The following is a 17,698-nucleotide window of genomic DNA, read 5'->3' as shown; positions in this document are numbered from 1 at the left end:
CGAGACGCTGCGTCAGCGGCACGGCACGTGCCGTTCCATCCACGGTAAGCCCGGATGCCCCGCAAATGCAACGGCACGTGCCGTGCCGATATAGTCCGTGGGCATGACCGATCGCTCACCCACTCCGCCCGACCGCACCGGGGTCATCAGAGCGGCGACCCTGGACCTGGCGCTCGAGGTCGGCTTCAACCGCCTGAGCATCGAGGCAGTGGCCGCCCGCGCCGGAGTCGGGAAGCACACGATCTATCGCAGATGGCCATCCAAGGGTGCGCTGTTCATGGATGCGGTGCTCTCGGCGAATCCCCCAGCGCTCGAGTATCCCGACACCGGTGACATCGAGGCCGACCTGCGCACCCAGGTGCACGCGGCGATCGACCTCGTGGGTAAGCCGCCCTTCGGGCCGCTGTATCGGGCTCTGCTGGGCGAGGCGCAGCATGACCCCGACATCGCGGCGGCGGTCAACGAGCGCTTCATCGGTCCCCAGACGCAGCGGACCATCGCCCGCCTCGAGGCTGCCCGCGACCAGGGGCAGATCGCCGAGGACTACGACCTGAGTCTGGCCATGGACATGTGGTCCGGGCCCCTCTACTACCGGTTCCTGGTCACGCAGGAGCCGGTCACCCACGAGCACGCCGACCGGGTGCTCGCGGCCCTCCTGGCGGGGATGCGGCCCCGGGACCAGCGCTAGCCCATGGTGACGATCGAGCGGCCCTGGATCGCTCCCGCGTCGAGCAGGTCGTATGCCGCGGGAGCCTCCTCCAGCGGAAACCGCCGGGTCACCGCGCGGCGCACGTCGAAGGCCCCTTCGGCGGCGAGCCGGACCACCTCGGGCAGGTCCTGGCGGGTGCGCGCGCCGTAGGACCCGGTGACGGTCAGGCCGCGGCGCACGACCTGGGTGATGGGCAGGTCGGCGGTCGCGGCCCCGGCGGCGATGCCGACCAGGACGAGCTGTCCGCCCTCCCGGAGCAGCGAGAGGCCGAGCTCCACGGTCTCGGGGCGTCCGAGCACCTCGAGCGCGACCTCCACGCCCGCCCCGCCGGTGGCCTCCAGCACCGCCTCCCTCGCGTCGGTGGAGCGCGAGTTGACGGTGACGGTGGCACCGAGCGCCCGCGCGGCCTCGAGCTTGGCGTCGTCGACGTCGACGGCGATCAGCGGGTCGGCGCCCAGGTGCCTGGCGAACTGCAGGACGCTTGACCCCACCCCGCCCACGGCCACCACCGCGACAGACCGGCCCGACAGGTCGGCCCCCGCCCGGGACACCGCACCGTAGGCGGTGAACGCGGCGCAGCCGAGCACCGCCGACTCCTCCAGCGGCAACCCCTCGGGCAGGCGGGTGAGACCGGTGACCGGCACCACGGCATACTCCGCGAACCCTCCCATGGAGTACATCGACAGCCGGGACCCGTCCGCCCGGGCCAGCCGGGAGGTGCCGTCGAACAGGTTGCCGCGCAGGCGGTTCTGCTCGAAGAACGGCTCGCACATGTCGTCCCGTCCGGCCGCACACTGGCGGCAGGTGCCGCACGGCATTATGAACGCGCCGACGACCCGGTCCCCCACCGCGAGGCCCGTCACCCCGTCCCCGAGCGTCTCGACGTGACCGGAGATCTCGTGCCCGAGCACGCCCGGAGCGGGGAAGGCGACCTCGCCCTTGATCACGTGCAGGTCGGTGTGGCAGACACCGGTCGCGGCGACCCGCACCAGCGCCTCACCGGCGAGCGGGCGGGGAACGGGCACCTCCTCCACCGTCATCGGTGTGCCGGGACCGTTCCAGACCACTGCTCTCATGACAGTCATCGTGGCACGGGGGTCTGGCCCCGTGACGGGCGGCTCGTTCCCCACCGGAGGGCGTCAGCGGGCGTGCTGCGGGGGCGGGATGTCAGTGCGCGGGCGTGCTGCGAGGGCGGGCGTCCCGGGTCGAGCCGCGCCAGACCACGATCGCGCCGGCCCCCAGTGCGAGAGGTCCGGCGATCGTGAAGACCCGCCAGATGATCAGACCCGCGATGGCCGGCTCGGTGACCGCGGCGCCGGCCGACTCGACCAGCGCCGCGACGATCGCCGCGTCCAGCAGCCCGATCCCCTGCATCGGAAACAGGGTCAGCGGGTAGGCGAAGAAGAAGGCGGCCGCGATGACCAGCAGCGACGCCTCCGCGGCACCGACCCCCACGAACCGCAGGGCCAGGGTGAGCAGCAGCAGGTCGGCGGTCATCATCGCCAGGGTGGCCAGCAGCGCCCGGGGGAACCGTCGGGGGAAGCCGTCGGCGATGTTCTGCTGGAAGGTGGCGAAGGTCGTTGCCCAGGCCTCGGGGTCGGTGTCCTTGCGCAGCCTCCGCACCACTCCCGCGACCCGGTGTCCCAACTGCGCCGCCTGTGTCTCCCCGCGGACCACCAGGAGCACGCCGCCGAGGATGCCAGCTGCGACGAGCAGGCTCACGATGTCGAGGGCACGCAACCCCAGCGGCACCCCGAGGAAGGGCAGCAGGAGGAATCCGACCAGCGGCGCGCCGAAGCGCATGATGAACATCGTCAGCGCGTTCATCGTCGTGGCGGCCAGCGCCCGGGAGACGTCGAACCCCCACGACCGGAACATCGTCACGCGCAGCACCATGTCGCTGGGCGGTGGGGCGAACGAGGACGCCGTGGCCGCCGACAGGTCGTTGATCGTCGCCCGGTAGAAGCCGGCCCCGGGGATGTAGATCGCCAGCGGGGCCGCGTTGAGCACCTGCCGGAGGAGGAGCACGCCGACGAGGACGGGGACGTGCCACCACTCGAGGTGCCCCATGGCCTCCCACACCTCGTCCAGGTCGACCCTGCGGTAGGCCCGGACGAGGGCCACGACGACCGCGACGGCGACGCCCAGCAGCAGCAGGCGGGTCACCCAGGCCGCCCGGTTGCGCCGCAGGGGCACCCCGTCGTCGGCGGACGGCTCGGTCATCGACGCGTCGGCCCGGCCCTCAGGACTTCGCCACGACGTGCTCGCGGAGCGCGGGGATGACTACCTCGCCATACTGCCGCAGCGTCTCCTCCTTGAGGTCGTGCATCACGTAGGCCGCGAACTGGTCGACCCCCAGGTCCTTCAGCGCGGTGAGCTTGTCGATGTGGTCCTGCGCCGTGCCCAGCACGCAGAACCGGTCGACGATCTCGTCCGGCACGAAGTCGACGTGGTCGTTGTCCGTCCGGCCGTGGGTGTTGTAGTCGTAGGCGGTGCGCCCGGCGATGTAGTCCGTGAGGCTCGGCGGGACCGCCCCCGAGGTGCCGTAGCGGTCCACGATGTCGGCGATGTGGTTGCCGACCATGCCGCCGAACCACCGGCTCTGCTCCCGCTGGTGCGCCACGTCCTCGCCGACATAGGCCGGCGCGGAGACGCAGATCTTCACCGACATCGGGTCACGGCCGGCGTTGTCCGCCGCGTCCCGCACCGCCTGGATCATCCACCGGGCGATGTCGACGTCGGCCAGCTGGAGGATGTAGCCGTCGGCGACCTGCCCGGTCAGCTCCAGCGCCTTGGGGCCGTAGGCCGCGACCCACACCTCCAGGGCGGACCCGGTGGACCATGGGAACTGCAGGGTCGCGCCCTGATACTCCACCGGCCGGGAGTTGGCCAGCTCCCGGATCACCTCCACGCTCTCCCGCAGCGTCCTCAGCGTCGCCGGCGCCCCGTTGGTCACCCGCACCGCCGAGTCGCCGCGGCCGATCCCGCAGACGGTGCGGTTGCCATACATCTCGTTGAGCGTGGCGAACACGCTCGCGGTGACGGTCCAGTCCCGGGTGGAGGGGTTGGTGACGAACGGACCGACGACCACCTTGCGGGTGGCCGCCAGGATCGCGGACTGGATGACGTAGGGCTCCTGCCACAGCAGGTGGCTGTCGAAGGTCCAGACGTGGCTGAACCCGTGGTGCTCGGCCAGCTGCGCGAGCTGCACCACCCGGCTGGAGGGCGGGTTGGTCTGGAAGACGGCTCCGAAGTCCATGGGCTCCCCTCCTCAGACCAGGTACTGGCTGAGTCCGCGCTTGAGGTAGCGCCCGTGCCCGGTCGACCCGTGGAACTCGCCCCGGTCCACGAGCACGCGACCGCGGGAGAGCACCGTGTCGACGTGGCCGTCGATCTCGAAGCCCTCCCAGGCCGAGTAGTCCATGTTCATGTGGTGAGTCTTGCCCAGCCCGATCGAGGTGTGCCCCTGCGGGTCGTAGACCACGATGTCGGCGTCCGCGCCGGGGGCGATGACCCCCTTGGTGCCGTAGAGGCCGAACATCCGGGCCGGCGTGGTGGAGGTCAGCTCGACCCAGCGCTCCAGGGTGATCTCGCCGGTGACCACGCCCTGGTACATCAGGTCCAGCCGGTGCTCGACCGAGCCGATGCCGTTGGGGATGGCCCGGAAGTCGCCCTTGCCCAACTCCTTCTGGTCCTTCATGCAGAACGGGCAGTGGTCGGTGGACACCATCTGCAGGTCGTTGGTGCGCAGCCCCTGCCACATGGCGTCCTGGTGCCGCTCCTCCCGCGAGCGCAGCGGCGTCGAGCAGACCCACTTGGCACCCTCGAAGCCGGGCGCGCCGAGCTGCTCCTCCAGGGAGAGGTAGAGGTACTGCGGGCAGGTCTCACCGAAGACGTTGCGCCCCCGGTCGCGAGCGGCAGCGAGCTGGGCGACCGCCTGCTTGGCGCTCACGTGCACGACATACAGCGGTGCGTTGGTGACGTCGGCGAGCATGATCGCGCGGTGCGTGGCCTCCGCCTCCATCTGCCAGGCGCGCGCGACCCCATGGAAGTAGGGGTCGGTCTTGCCCTGGTTGTAGAGCTGCTCGGCGAGCACGTCGATGGCCGGGCCGTTCTCGGCGTGCATCATCGTCAGCAACCCCAGGTCGGCGGCCTTCTGCATCGCCTTGAGCACCTGGGCGTCGTCGCTGTAGAACACGCCGGGGTAGGCCATGAACAGCTTGTAGCTGCTGATCCCCTCGTCGAGCAGGGTCTCCATCGCCTTGAGGGAGAACTCGTCGACGCCGCCGATGATCTGGTGGAAGCCGTAGTCGATGGCGCAGTTGCCGCCGGCCTTGTCGTGCCAGGCGGCGAGGCCGTCCTCGACCCGCTCGCCGTAGCGCTGGATCGCGAAGTCGATGATCGTCGTCGTCCCGCCCCACGCTGCGGCCCGGGTGCCGGTCTCGAAGGTGTCGGAGGCCTCGGTGCCGCCGAACGGCATCTGCATGTGGGTGTGTGCGTCGATCCCACCCGGTATGACGTACTTGCCGGTGGCGTCGATCACCGCACCTGCGCTGCTGGCCAGGTCGTGACCGAGCAGGGTTGACCCCGGTGCCAGCACGGCCACGACCTTCTCGCCGTCGATCAGGACGTCGGCCTCGGTGCGACCGGTGGACGAGACGACGGTGCCGCCGGTGATGAGGGTGGTGCTCATGCTCAGCTCCTCTGTGGTCGGTGTGTCACGGTTGCGCGATGCGGGTGTAGGAGTCCGGGCGGCGGTCCCGGTAGAACTGCCAGTCGTCACGCATCTGCTGGACCATGTCCAGGTCCAGGTCGCGGATCAGCACCTCCTCGGACTCGGCCGAGCCCCGCTCCCCGACGAAGTTGCCGCGCGGGTCGATGACCTGGCTGGTGCCGTAGAAGTTGACCGCCTCCTCGCCATACTCGTTGTCCTCCAGTCCGACGCGGTTGGGCTGCAGCACGAAGTAGCCGTTGGCTACCGCCGCGCAGGGTCCCTCGACCTCCCACAGCCGGTTGCTCAGCCCCGGCTTGGTCGCGTTGGGGTTGAACACCAGGTGCGCGCCGTTCAGGCCCAGCTCGCGCCAGCCCTCCGGGAAGTGCCGGTCGTAGCAGATGTAGGTCCCGACCTTGCCGACGGCGGTCTCAAAGACGGGGTAGCCGAGGTTGCCGGGGCGGAAGTAGAACTTCTCCCAGAACTTGTCCAGGTGCGGGAGGTGGTGCTTGCGGTACTTGCCGAGCACCGTGCCGTCGGCGTCCACCACCACGGCGGTGTTGTAGTAGACGCCGGTCTGCTCCTCCTCGTAGATCGGCAGGATGGAGACCAGCCCGAGCTCCTTGGCCAGGTCGGCGAACCGCTGCACGATCGGCCCGTCCGCCGGCTCGGCGAAGCCGTAGTACTTCTTGTCCTGGGTGATCCCGAAGTAGGGACCGTAGAACAGCTCCTGGAAGCAGATCACCTGCGCTCCCTGCGCCGCCGCGTCCCGGGCGAACTGCTCGTGCTTGTCCAGCATCGAGTCCTTGTCGCCGGTCCACGTCGTCTGGGTGATTGCTGCCCTGATGATCGTCATGTCGCTCCCATCTGCACCGACGGATCCGCCGGGGTCCCCTGTGTCCTGGCCCAGGTCGCGCCCGAGGCGAACTCCGCCCCGGACTTGACCGGGGGCCCCACGCTAGCGGCTCGGCGCCCCGCGCGTAAGGGGTTGCGCTACTTCGCCAGACACCCCACCACCCGACCGAGCGCACCTGGTCGCGCTCCCAGGGGCGACCGATCGGCATGGGGGCGTCCGTCCTCCCGCCGCATGGCGGGTTCCGGAGGCGCCCCGCCGCTTGGCGGGGGGTTCCGGAGGCGTGGTGTGTGGAGAAAGTTCCCGTGTGTGGCTTTTGATCCCGCTGGGGGACCAAAAGCCACACGCGGGAACAAAGTCCACACATCGGCGTGGGGCAATCGGCAGGCTGAGCGCTCAGTCGCCGAAATCTCCGCGCGGGGGCGCTCGGTCGACCCTGAGACAGCAACACCCTGCGCCCGGTCGGCTAGCGGATGCGCACCGCCGGCCCGTCCAGAAGCACTTCGTCACCGTCCAGGTCGACCACGGCGCGCAGGTCGTAGGTGCCGCGCCGGACCCCGAACAGCAACCCGACGTAGTGCCCGCGACCGGCCGGCAGGGTGCCGACGGTCCTGATCGCCTCGCCGTCCTGCAGCAGCTGCAGGTCGACGTCGTCGGCCACGACCGGTCGACCCTCGGAGTCGGTCAGCTGCACGTGCACGATCGTCACCGGGCCCAGACCGAGGACGTTCCAGGCGGCGCGGACGTCGTGGTGGACGACCTGCCGTGACTCGGAGACCTGGTTGCCCAGGGCGTCGGTCGCCACGACGGTCACGCTCTGCGAGCCCTCGGCAAGCGGCACGACGACCTCGAAGGTGCCATCACCACCGACCGCGACCTGCTCGCCCTGCACGGTCAGGGTGACGGGCTCGGCATACTCGTCGCTGACGGTGCCACTCACCGTGACCTCCGGCTCGGTCACCACGGCGCCGTCCTCCGGCGTCCACTCCAGGACCGGTGCGGTCGAGTCGAGCACGATGGTCAGCGGCTCGCTCACACTCGTGCCGGTCTCGTTGCCGGCCGAGGCGACGAGCGTGTTCTCGCCCTCGGCCAGGTCGACGCTGGCGGTGTAGCTGCCGTCCTGCGCCGGGACGACCGTGGCCAGCACCTCCTCGCCGCGCAGCACCTGCACCTCGTCGGCGTCCCACGCCACGCCGGAGACCTCGACCGGGCTCGCGCCCACCAGCGTCTCGTCGGTGGTCAGCGTCGGCACCGGCGGCGGCGCGAGCAGCAGCCACTCCAGCGAGCCGAGCACGACCTGCTCGGTGCCCTCGGTCCAGCCGCGGTCCGGCCCCATGTAGTCCGAGACCGCCGCGAAGCTCAGCAGCAGGTGACCGCTGAGGTCGGTGCGCTGCTCGAACGCCACGGCGGTGCCAGTGGACGCGCCACCGACCGTGAGGGTCGCCAGGGCGTCTCCGGAGTATGCCGACAGCCAGCTGTAGTAGCTGTCGTCCGCCAGGATCTGGCTCGGGTCCGCGACGTCGGCGAAGATCGGGTGGTCCGCGACGTCGGTCAGGCCGACCGCGCCGTCACCATAACCCTGGCCACCGACGGTCACCCCGTCGCCGTGCTCCTCGAGCAGCCGGATGCCGCCCTCGGTGACGCCGTAGGTGCCGGTGAACACCAGGTCCACCTGCGCGCCGTCGGCCGCCTGCACGAGGGCGTCGAACTCGGACCCCGTCGGCTGCCCGCCGTTGACCACGACCGCGTCGTAGTCGTCGATCGACCCGGCGACCTCGGACCACGCGGTCTCCTCGGAGGCCACGCCCTCGGTCACGAGGAACTCGGTGAGGTCACCGTCGACGTCGCCGAGAACCCCGACCCGGATCGGCGAGACCTCCACGGTGATCGCCGCCGGCTCCTCGCCCACGGTGATCTCGGCGGTCGCGACGACGTGGTTGGGCCCCTCGACGGTGACCGTGTAGTCACCGACCAGCACCGGCTCGACCACGGTCACGCCGTCGCCGCCGGTCTCGGCGGAGCCGTCGGTCGGGCCGTCCACGTGCACCTGTGCGCCGGCGACCGGCTGACGGGTGACGTCGTCGACGACCGTGACGGTCAGGCTCGACTCGGCCAGCGGCGTCAGCTCGATGTCGTGCAGCAGGCTCTCCTCCGGCGCGACGGTCACCGTCCCGCTGTAGGGCTCGAAGCCGGCGGCGGAGACCTCCAGGGTGACCTCGCCGGAGGCGACGCCGACCTCGTAGGCGCCGTCCGCGCCTGTGACGTCGCGGGTGGCGGTGCCGGCCACGGTGACCTCGGCGCCCTCGACCGGCGCACCGTTGCCGGTGACCGTGCCGTGCACGTCGCTCTGCCGGGCCACCAGCGCCCAGGCGACACCGTTGAGGGTGACCCGCTCGGCGTCGAAGGTCCAGGCGTTGACCGGCGAGGCGTAGGAGCTGGCGCCGAGGCTGCCCAGCAGCAGGTGGACCGAGCCGGGTGAGGCGAACCGGTAGCCCACGCCCTGGTCGAACAGTGTGCCCGTGCCCGGGTGCACCGTGTCGGCCAGGATCGTCCCGGTGTAGCCCGCGAAGGACTGGAACTGCTGGTTGGTCCCGGGGTCGCTGAGGATCGTCACCGTCTCGCCGACGTCGTAGCCGTCGAAGACCGGGTGGTCGACGTTGACCAGCAGACCCGTCGAGTCGGGCTCGAAGTCGTTGTCGACCGAGACCGGGTCGCCGGTGTAGTCCGAGAGGGTGCGGATCGAGCCCGAGCCGTACTGCGAGGGCAGCACCACCGGCACGTCGTGCGCCGCCGCCTGGGCCAGGAAGCCCTCGAACTCCTCCTCGGTCGGCTCGATGCTCGAGCCGTTGAGGAAGACCAGGTCGTAGGTCCCCGTGGTGACGTCCACCAGCGACAGGTCCCGGTAGGAGAACCGCTCGATGGTGTAGCCGTTGGCCTCCAGGAACTCACCCATCGACCCGTTGGAGATGTCGCCGACCAGGGCCACGTGCGCGGCCGCGCCCAGCCGGGCGTCGGCCGTCGCCGGGGCGCCGTCGGCCACCGTGACGTCCACGAAGTCGGTCACCAGGCCCTCGGCGCTGGCCACGACGACCCAGTCGCCGGAGGGGAGGTGCGCGAAGGTGAACGTCCCGTCGGCACCGGTCGTGACGGCATACTCCGTGCCCTCCACGACCACGCTCGCACCGGCCACGGGCGCGCCCTCGGGAGAGAGCACGGTGCCGCTGATCGCGGCCCCCGCGGACTGCGGGAGGGTGATCTGGGAGGTGACCGACTCGCCCTCCGCGACGGTCACCGTGGTGCTGGCGTCGTCGTAGCCGAAGGTGGACGCGGTGAGCGTCCAGGTGCCCGGCTCGAGGGGTATGACGTAGCTCCCGTCTCCCTCGCGCGCCGGGTAGGTGCGACCCGTCTCCTCGACGGTCACCGTGGCCTCGACGGGCTCGCCGGCCGCGGTGACCACCGTGCCCCGGGTGTCCGAGCCGAGGCCGTCGGCGGTCAGCGACCACTGCAGGGCGTTGGTCAGCGAGCGGGAGGTCTGCGGGGAGAAGTAGAACTCGGGCAGGTCCCGGGTCCCGACCGCGCCGTAGGAGGAGGCCCCGTTGGTCGCGAGCAGCACGTCGACCGACCCGACCGTCCGGCCGTCGTAGGCGATCGCGTCGCCGGCGGGTCCCGCCTCGCTGGCGACCGTGGCGACCGTGGTGCCGGAGTAGCCGGTGAAGGCGCCGTACATCCGGTTGTGGTCGGTCGTGGCGAAGGTGTCCGGCAGCCCCTGGGTCAGCGGGTGGTCGGCGGTGACCGTGGTGGTCACTGTGCCGTCCAGGGTGCCGTCCTCCCAGCTCTGCGGGTCGCCGTAGAGCTCGACCATGTCCTCGATCACGCCGCGGTTGTAGTTGCCCGTCCACACGACCGGCAGGTCGTTGCGGTTGGCGTGGTCGAGGAAGGTCGGCAGGCCGTCCTGGGCCGAGCTCGGGTCGTTGACCAGGACCATGTCCACCTCGGCCAGCGCCGCGCCGTCGGTCCAGTCGACGTCGACCGGGTCGTAGCCCCAGTCGGTCAGGAAGGCCTTGAGCCGGCCCTCGTGCACGCCGGAGGTCGAGTCGGCGACGACGCCGACCGTCGCCGACTCCAGGACCTCGACGGGCTCGGTGTGGTCGCCGGACGGCATGGTGAAGGCGTGCAGGGTGCGGATGTAGCCGTCGGCCTCGATCTCCAGCTCCTGCTCACCCGCCTCGATGCGCGGCAGCGTGAAGCTGCCGTCGGCGTCGGTGACGGTCTCGATCGGGGTGCCCACGACCCGCACCACGGCCCCGTCCAGGGGCACGCCGTCGGCGCTCGGCTCCACGCCGAGCCCGGTGCCGGGCAGCGTGGTGCCGGTGACGGTGCCGCTCAGCGTCCCGACGTCGGCGACCTCGAGCACGAAGGTGAGGTCCTGCGGGCCGCCGTCGACGGTGACCTCCTGGGTCTGGGTGAGGTAGCCGTGGCGGCTCACCTCGATGGTGTAGGTCCCGTCCGGCAGGCCCAGCAGGAACTGGCCGTCGTCACCAGTGGTCGCCGTCCACGTCTGTCCCACGACCGCGATGTCGGCCCCGGGGACCGGCACGCCGTCGGGGTCGGTGACCGACCCGCTGACCTGCGCGAGCCCGGGTGATCCGGCGTAGCGGACCGCGTTGAGGAAGAGCTGCTGCCCCTCCGGCGCCCACTCCACGTCGGTCTCGGTGCCGGCGCTGACGAACAGCCCGCTGAGCAGGACGTGCACGCTGTCCGGCGTGCGCACGTCATACGCGATGCCGGGCCCGGCGGCGGTGCCCTCCATGCCGACCGTGGCCAGCGTGATGCCCTGGTAGTCGACGAGGTAGGGCGCGTCGCTGTCGGCGTTGAGGTAGATCACCGGCTCCTCGCCCAGGCCGGCGGTGATCGGGTGGTCCATCACCCCGGTCAGCTCCTTGGGGGCGCTGTTGAAGCCGCCGTGCCGCTCGATGTCCGCGGGGTTGCCGGTGAGGTCGGACAGCTCGTAGACCGCCGAGGTGGAGGTGGCGCTGTTGGCGACCGGGAAGATCACGCTGACGCCCGCCTCGTCGAAGGCCGCGAGGTTGTCCAGCCACTGCTGGTCCGCGATCGACGGCGGGTCGTTGAGGATGACCGCGTCGTAGGAGCCCAGGTCGTCCATCACCTCCCAGCCGAGCGAGGTGGCCGGGATCTGGGCTGCGGTGAGGAAGTCGGTCAGCCGGTTGGAGTAGTCGCCGACGACGGCGACGTTCGGCGCGCTGACCAGGGAGAAGTCCACGTCGGTGACCGTGCCCGCGGTCACCGCCACGTCCGCGACCGTGCCGGCGATGAAGCCGTCGGCCGAGGCCGTCACCGTGTAGGTGCCGATCTCCAGGTCGGCGATCAGGTAGCTGCCGTCGGTGTCGCTGGTGACCGGCTCGCCACCCTCGACGCTGACCTGCGCCCCCGCGATCGGGGCGCCGGTGGCGTCGCTGACGGTGCCACCGATCGAGCCGGCGTCCGAGGCCACCAGGCCCACCGCCAGCGGCGTGGTCCCGCCGACGGTGACGGTCACCTCGTGCTCGCTGTCCGTCATACCGGGCGCGGAGACGAGCAGCGTGTGGGTGCCCTCGGGCAGCAGCAGCTCCCCGGTCCCGCCGGTCAGGTCCTCGCGCTCGAAGGAGCCGGTCACGGAGACCTCGGCGTCCAGCGGCGCGCCGTCGGGGCCGGTCACGGTGAGCGCGACGGTGCCGAACTCGGCGGCGACCGCGTGCTCCACGGCGGCGACGAAGATCGCCTCGGCACCGGCCGTCCAGTTCTCCTCGGGCCCGACGAGCACGCTGGAGCCGTGGCTGGGCAGCAGCACCTGCACGGAGTCGGTGGAGGTCCGCTCGTAGCCGATGCCCGAGCCCAGCTCACCCGAGGTGTCGTCGCCCAGGGTCGCCAGGTTGCCGCCCTCGTAGCCGACGAGCCAGGCGTGCGAGTCGTCGCTGAGGATCTGGTAGCGGGTCTGGTCGATCGGCGCGGTGATCGGGTGGTCGACGGGGTCGGTCAGCCAGACCGGCCCGTTGCGGCCGTAGACGGACTCTAGGTGCCCCTCGCTGCCGCGCAGCTCCAGCACCTCGTCGACGCTGCCGCCGACCGCTCCCCAGCTGTCGAGCGCGATGATGCTGGTGCCGGCCGCGTCCGCGCCGGTGAGGGTGGCCTCGATCGCGTCCACGTTGTCCCGGGCGTAGTCGCCGGAGCGGCCGTTGAGGACGATCGCGTCGTAGCGCTCGGGAGCCAGGGCCGCCTCGGCGAAGCTCAGCTCGTCGACCGACCAGCCCTGGTTGCGCAGGATGGTCGACAGCCGGCTGTTGTAGTCGGCCACGACCGCCAGGTCGAAGCCGCCGAGGACGAGGTCCACGGTGGTCGTCTCGCCCGCGGAGACCGTGACGGTCTGGGTCACGGTGGCGTAGCCGGGCAGCTCGGCGACCAGCTCCCACTCCCCCTCGGCGACGTCACCGAAGGTGAAGCTGCCGTCCGGGCCGGTCGTCGCCGGGTCCAGCGGGACGCCGGTCAGCGTGACCGTGGCGCCCTCGAGGGGCTGTCCGTCCTCGTCGGAGACGGTGCCGGTGACCGCGCCGGCCCCGACCGCGGTCAGGGTCGCGTCGACGGTCAGGTCCTCGGTGGGCCGCAGGGTGATCTCCTGCGTGTGGGTGGACAGCCCGTAGCTGCTGATCCGCAACGTGTAGTCACCGGCGGGAGCACGCAGCTCGTAGGCGCCGGTGGCCGGGTCCGCCGTGGTCTCGTGGTCGGTCCCGACCAGCTCGACGGTGGCCGCGAGGGGCCCCTCCGGCCCGGTCACGACGCCGGTGACCACCCCGGTCGACATGTAGGACGCCACCGTGCCGTCGCGCGAGACGAACAGCGCCGCGTCGTCCGCGACGGCCGTCGAGGAGAGGATCGGGGCCGGCATCTGCTCCTCCCAGAGCGGCTCACCGGTGCCCGCGTCGAGGGCGAAGACGTCCCAGCTCTGCGCGCCGCCGAGCACCACGCCGCTGGTGGTGACGGCGACCGAGGAGGTCACGGCGCTGCCGACGAAGTGGGTCCACTGCCGCTCGCCGGTCGTGGCGTCGTAGGCCGCCACCGAGCCGGCGGTGTGCGAGCCGAGGATCACCAGGTCGTCGTAGAGCACCGGGCTGCTGCCCTGGGTGTCGCCGTGGCCACCGGTCTCCCACAGCGTCGCGCCGGTCGCGAGATCGAGCGCGAGCAGCGAGCCGCTGGTGAAGTCCTCGTTGGTGGTGCCGAGATAGACCTTGCCCGCGTCGACCGCCGGCATGGTGATCGCGATGGTGTCGCTCCGCTCCCACAGGGGGGCGCCGGTCGCGGCGTCGAGCGCGACGACCGTGCCGTCCCCGACGCTGGAGGTCACGGCCACCCCGCCCGCGACCGTCGGGCCGAAGAAGACGCCACCGCCGATCGCGGTGCGCCACACCCGCTCGCCGGTCTCCCCGTCGACGGCGTGCATCGAGCCGGTCTCCCCGGACCCGACGGCCACGTAGACGGTGCCGTCGGCGACGTTCGGCGAGCCGTAGGTGGGGGTGTCCCCCTCGAAGTCGTAGGTCCACCGGACCGAGCCGTCGGCCGCGTTGAGCGCGAGCATGGTGCCGTTGTTGCCGGTGGTGACGTAGACGGTGCCGCCGTCGGCGGAGACGGCCGGCGTGCCCCGCTGGTCGGTGCCGGTCGGGATCGACCAGCGGGTCTGGCCGGTCGCCAGGTCGAGCGCCGTGAGGGTCCCGTTGACCGAGAGCTGGTAGACGCTCTCCCCGTCCGAGGCGGGCGAGCCGAACATCACGCTGCTCACCTTGGTCGTCCACTGCTGCTCCAGGCTCGCGGCGTCCAGACCCGTGGCAGCCAGTCCGTGGCCTGCCGCGTTGCCCTTCAGCTGCGGCCAGGCCTCCGTGCCCGGCAGCGCCAGCGGCTCCAGCTCGACGTCGCGGACGGCCGCGCCGTCGATGGTGATCTCACCGGTCCAGGGGCGGTAGCCGGTGGCCTGCACGCGCAGCTCGTGGGTGCCGTGCGGCAGGGTCAGCGCATAGGCGCCGGCCTCGTCGGAGTATGTCGTGGTGCCGGGCTGGCCGACCACCGAGACCGCCGCGCCGGTCACCGGGGTGCCCGCGGCGGTCACCGTGCCGGTGAGCGCGGCCGTGTCCTGCGACGTCAGGGTGATGTCGAGCTCGACGAAGCCGCCCTGCGTCACCTCGACGGTGTGCTCCTGGGACTGGTAGCCGTAGGCGCTGACCTGGAGGGTCTGGGTGCCGGGCGGCGCGTAGAGCTCGTAGTCGCCGGTGGCGGGGTCCGCGGTCGTGGACGGTCCGTCGGCGATGCTCACCGTCGCGGCGACCGGGCCGTCGGGCCCGGTGACCTGACCGGCAACCAGGCCGGAGTGCGCGGCGCGGGTGGTCGCGGCGTAGGAGTCGACGATGCCGTAGCCGTAGGCGTTGTTCGGGATCTGGCCCATGAACGGCGCGGTGCGGGCGGTCTCCTCGAGGATCTCCTGGAGCTCGTCCACGCCCAGCGCGGGGTTGGCCGAGAGGACCAGCGCGGCGACACCGCTGACGTGCGGCGTGGCCATCGAGGTGCCCGAGATCGTGTGGTAGTCCTGCCCGGAGTCCTGCGGCCAGGCGGAGTAGATCGCGGCGCCGGGCGCGCTGACCTGTGGCTTGACGTACTCCACGCCGTCCCAGTTGATCGGGCCGCGGCTGGAGAAGGAGGCGATCGTGTCGTTGATGTCGGTGGCGCCGACCCCGATGGAGTGCGGGTAACCACCCGGCAGGCCGACCGTGCCGCCGGCCGGCCCGTCGTTGCCGTTGGCGAACATCGGCACGATGCCCGCCGCGCGCCACGCGGCGACCGCGTCCCAGAAGACGCGGCTGCTGCCGGGACCGCTGCCCCAGGAGTTGCTGGCGATGTCTGGAGCCTGGGCCGGGTCACCGCCGGGCGCGAGGACCCACTGCATGCCGGACAGGATGCCGACCTCGCCTCCGCGGCCGCCGTCGTTGAGGATCTTGACGCCGATCCACTCGGCGTCCGGTGCCACACCGATGACCTCACCGGGAGGTCCCCCGGCGATCGAGCCGGTGACGTGCGTGCCGTGACCGTTGCCGTCGCCCGGCGTCGGGTAGTTCTCACCCGTGGTGACGAACCACGAGTCGGAGTGGTCGCCGTCGCTGCCGCGGTACTGCCCGGCGAGCGCGGGGTGGCCGCCGTCGACACCGGTGTCCAGCACGGCGACCGTGACGCCCTCGCCGCGGTGGCCGTACTCCCCCCAGGTCTGCGGGGCGTTGACCTTCTCCAGGCTCCAGGTCGGCAGGGCCGGCTCGCTGGTGGCCTCGGGGTCCACCTGGATCTCCTGCTCGAGACGGACGTGCGCGACGTCGTCGCGTGCCTCGAGCTCGGCCAGGGTGGCGGCGTCGATGGTGGCGCCGACGCTGTTGACGACCCACAGGTCGACCGGGTTGCCGGGACCGCCGGCGGGCTCCTCCGAGCTGGCCGCCAGGCCGGACCCGCCGAGATCGGCGATCAGGTCGGCACGCTGCTGCGCACCGGTCTCGCGCAGGGTCTCGACGACCACCTGGCCACGGGCCGCATCGGCGGCGGCCCCCGCCTCCGCCGCGGTGTCCTCGCCGTAGGCGCGGGCCGACGAACGCACCTCGCGGGCGGCCTCGAGCCCGGCGGTGTGGGCCTTCCCGGCCAGTGCCTCGAGGTCGGCCGAGCCGGTCAGCTCGATAATCACCGTGACCTGGTCGTCCTCGGCCAGCGCGGCGGTGACGGCCGGGTCGATCTTCGGTCCGTCGTCGGCGGAGGGGTGCCGCAGCAGGGCAGCGGCCAGGTCGGTGACGGCCGGGTCCTCCTCGACCTCCGGTGCGGACCCGTCCTCGGCGTCGGGCGTCTCGTCGCCGGCGGCTGTCGCGTCGCCGGCGGCGTTCGCGTCGCCCGCGGCGTTCGGGCCGGTCGTGGTGGCCTGGTCCGGGTCGATGTCCGCGACACTGACGTCGAGATCGTCCAGCAGTGACGTGGACTCCCCCGCCAGCGTCACGTCGTCGGCCAGCTCGTCGTGCGCAAGGTCGTGTTGCGTCACGTCGGCCTGCGCGAGGTCGGCCTGCGTCACGTCGGCCTGCGCGAGATCGGCCGCGGCCGTCGGCGGTGGGGTGCCGACGGCTGACGACGGGGCGACCCCGAGCAGACTCAGGACGAGCGCCCACCCGAGGGTGAGGGCAAGCAGACGGGACCAGGTTTCACGCAACGGCATGACAGCTCCAGTGACGAGACAGGCACGCGCCCGGCCGACGCTGCCTAGGGGACGCCTCGGAAGGTAGCCCCGACCGGGCGCGACTCCTAGGGAGTTGACGAAACCTTTGGACGCCCTTGGGTGACTTGTGATCTTCACCCGGCGCGCGGTCCGTCAGTCAGTCGTGCCGAGCGGCCAGCCGGTGCATCGTGATGGAGAAGATGGCCGAGCCGAGCAGGACCAGGGAGCCCACCACGACGGCGGGCACGGTCCCGAGGACCATGTCAAAGATCAGCGTGGCGGTGCCGGCCAGCATGAGCACAACACCGGCCAGAACCACGCGGAGGAAGGCGTGGCCGAGCTGCACGATCTCCTTCTTCATCCGCCGCCGGAACAGCGTGCGGTGCAGGCTCACCGGGGCCAGACCGAGAGCCGTGGTGGTCACCCCGAGGACCACCAGGACCAGGTAGACGGTCCGCTGGAAGGTCGTCAGGTCCGCCATCCGGTCCTGGAACGCGGCGGCCAGCAGGAAGCCGGTCATGATCTGGGTGCCCATCTGGGTCACCCTGATCTCCTGCAGCAGCTCGACCCAGTTGCGGTCGTAGCGCTCCTGCTCGGTCTCGTGCCGACCCGGTCCGCCTTCGTGCGGGTCCTCTGGTGACTCCTCGGGGCGTGACTCGTCGGGGCGTGACTGCTCAGGGCGAGGTCCGTCCCGAGTCTGGCTGCGTGAGGTGTGTCGTTCCGGCTCGCCGTCCTCCGGCGGGTCGGTCAATGCGACCTCAGCTTGTCGATCAGTTCGTCCTTGGTGAGGTCGCTGTATCCCTCGAGACCGAGCTCCTTGGCGCGGTCCTGCAGCTCCTCGACGGTGCGGTCCTCGTAGTCCTCGGCCTCGCCGCCCCGGCTGCCCACCTCGGACCGGCCCTCGTCTGCCGCAGCATTGCTGATGCGGGCGGCCTTCTCCTTGGAGTTCCCCTCGTCGCGCAGCGACTCATACATCTCCGGGTCCTTGATCGAGTTCTCGCTCATGGCTCCTCCTAGGGGTCCGTCGCCACGCCGGCGACGCTTTCCACGCTACGTCCGGGCCTCCTCACCCGCATCCGCGTGGCGCACCCAGCCGACGAGCACTGTCCTGCCCGCCCGAACTCCGCTAGCGTGCAAGGGATTGGACGG

General features: G+C 71.5%; 9 protein-coding genes. 1 reads left to right on the top strand and 8 read right to left on the bottom strand.

All coding sequences use genetic code 11. The features are described 5' to 3' along the window. Window positions 1-103 precede the first annotated feature (103 nt). Window positions 104-688 (top strand): TetR/AcrR family transcriptional regulator, encoded by a 585-nt coding sequence (locus MWU75_RS10690; protein WP_247090413.1) that lies wholly within the window; start codon window positions 104-106, stop codon window positions 686-688. Here MWU75_RS10690 and MWU75_RS10685 read toward each other — a convergent pair. The 8 genes from MWU75_RS10685 to MWU75_RS10650 form a co-directional block, all read right to left on the bottom strand. Beyond that, complete coding sequence (locus MWU75_RS10685; protein WP_247090411.1) at window positions 685-1,785, bottom strand: alcohol dehydrogenase catalytic domain-containing protein; 1,101 nt, start codon at window positions 1,783-1,785, stop codon at window positions 685-687. The two genes, MWU75_RS10690 and MWU75_RS10685, sit on opposite strands and share 4 nt — an antisense overlap. Before the next feature lie 91 nt (window positions 1,786-1,876). Continuing rightward, on the bottom strand, window positions 1,877-2,932 hold the full coding sequence (locus tag MWU75_RS10680) for a lysylphosphatidylglycerol synthase domain-containing protein (RefSeq protein WP_247090410.1): 1,056 nt from the start codon (window positions 2,930-2,932) through the stop codon (window positions 1,877-1,879). Between the two features lie 19 nt (window positions 2,933-2,951). Beyond that, entirely contained in the window at window positions 2,952-3,968 is a 1,017-nt protein-coding gene (locus tag MWU75_RS10675; protein ID WP_247090408.1) for a TIGR03842 family LLM class F420-dependent oxidoreductase, read from the bottom strand. A gap of 12 nt (window positions 3,969-3,980) precedes the next feature. Continuing rightward, complete coding sequence (gene hydA / locus MWU75_RS10670; protein WP_247090406.1) at window positions 3,981-5,402, bottom strand: dihydropyrimidinase; 1,422 nt, start codon at window positions 5,400-5,402, stop codon at window positions 3,981-3,983. A gap of 25 nt (window positions 5,403-5,427) precedes the next feature. Continuing rightward, window positions 5,428-6,276, bottom strand: a complete 849-nt coding sequence (locus tag MWU75_RS10665) for a nitrilase-related carbon-nitrogen hydrolase (protein WP_247090405.1) — start codon at window positions 6,274-6,276, stop codon at window positions 5,428-5,430. 463 nt (window positions 6,277-6,739) lie between these two features. Next, on the bottom strand, window positions 6,740-16,549 hold the full coding sequence (locus MWU75_RS10660; RefSeq protein WP_247090403.1) for a carboxypeptidase regulatory-like domain-containing protein: 9,810 nt from the start codon (window positions 16,547-16,549) through the stop codon (window positions 6,740-6,742). Between the two features lie 157 nt (window positions 16,550-16,706). Continuing rightward, window positions 16,707-17,300: a DUF6328 family protein gene (locus MWU75_RS10655; protein ID WP_247090401.1), complete on the bottom strand. Its 594-nt coding sequence runs from the start codon at window positions 17,298-17,300 to the stop codon at window positions 16,707-16,709. Next, on the bottom strand, window positions 17,297-17,554 hold the full coding sequence (locus tag MWU75_RS10650; protein WP_247090388.1) for a Rho termination factor N-terminal domain-containing protein: 258 nt from the start codon (window positions 17,552-17,554) through the stop codon (window positions 17,297-17,299). Before MWU75_RS10650 ends, MWU75_RS10655 begins: the two co-directional genes overlap by 4 nt. Window positions 17,555-17,698 lie beyond the last annotated feature (144 nt).

The organism is Ornithinimicrobium sp. F0845, assembly GCF_023015765.1.
GTDB lineage: Bacteria > Actinomycetota > Actinomycetes > Actinomycetales > Dermatophilaceae > Ornithinicoccus.
This window is presented reverse-complemented; position numbering and strand designations above follow the sequence as displayed.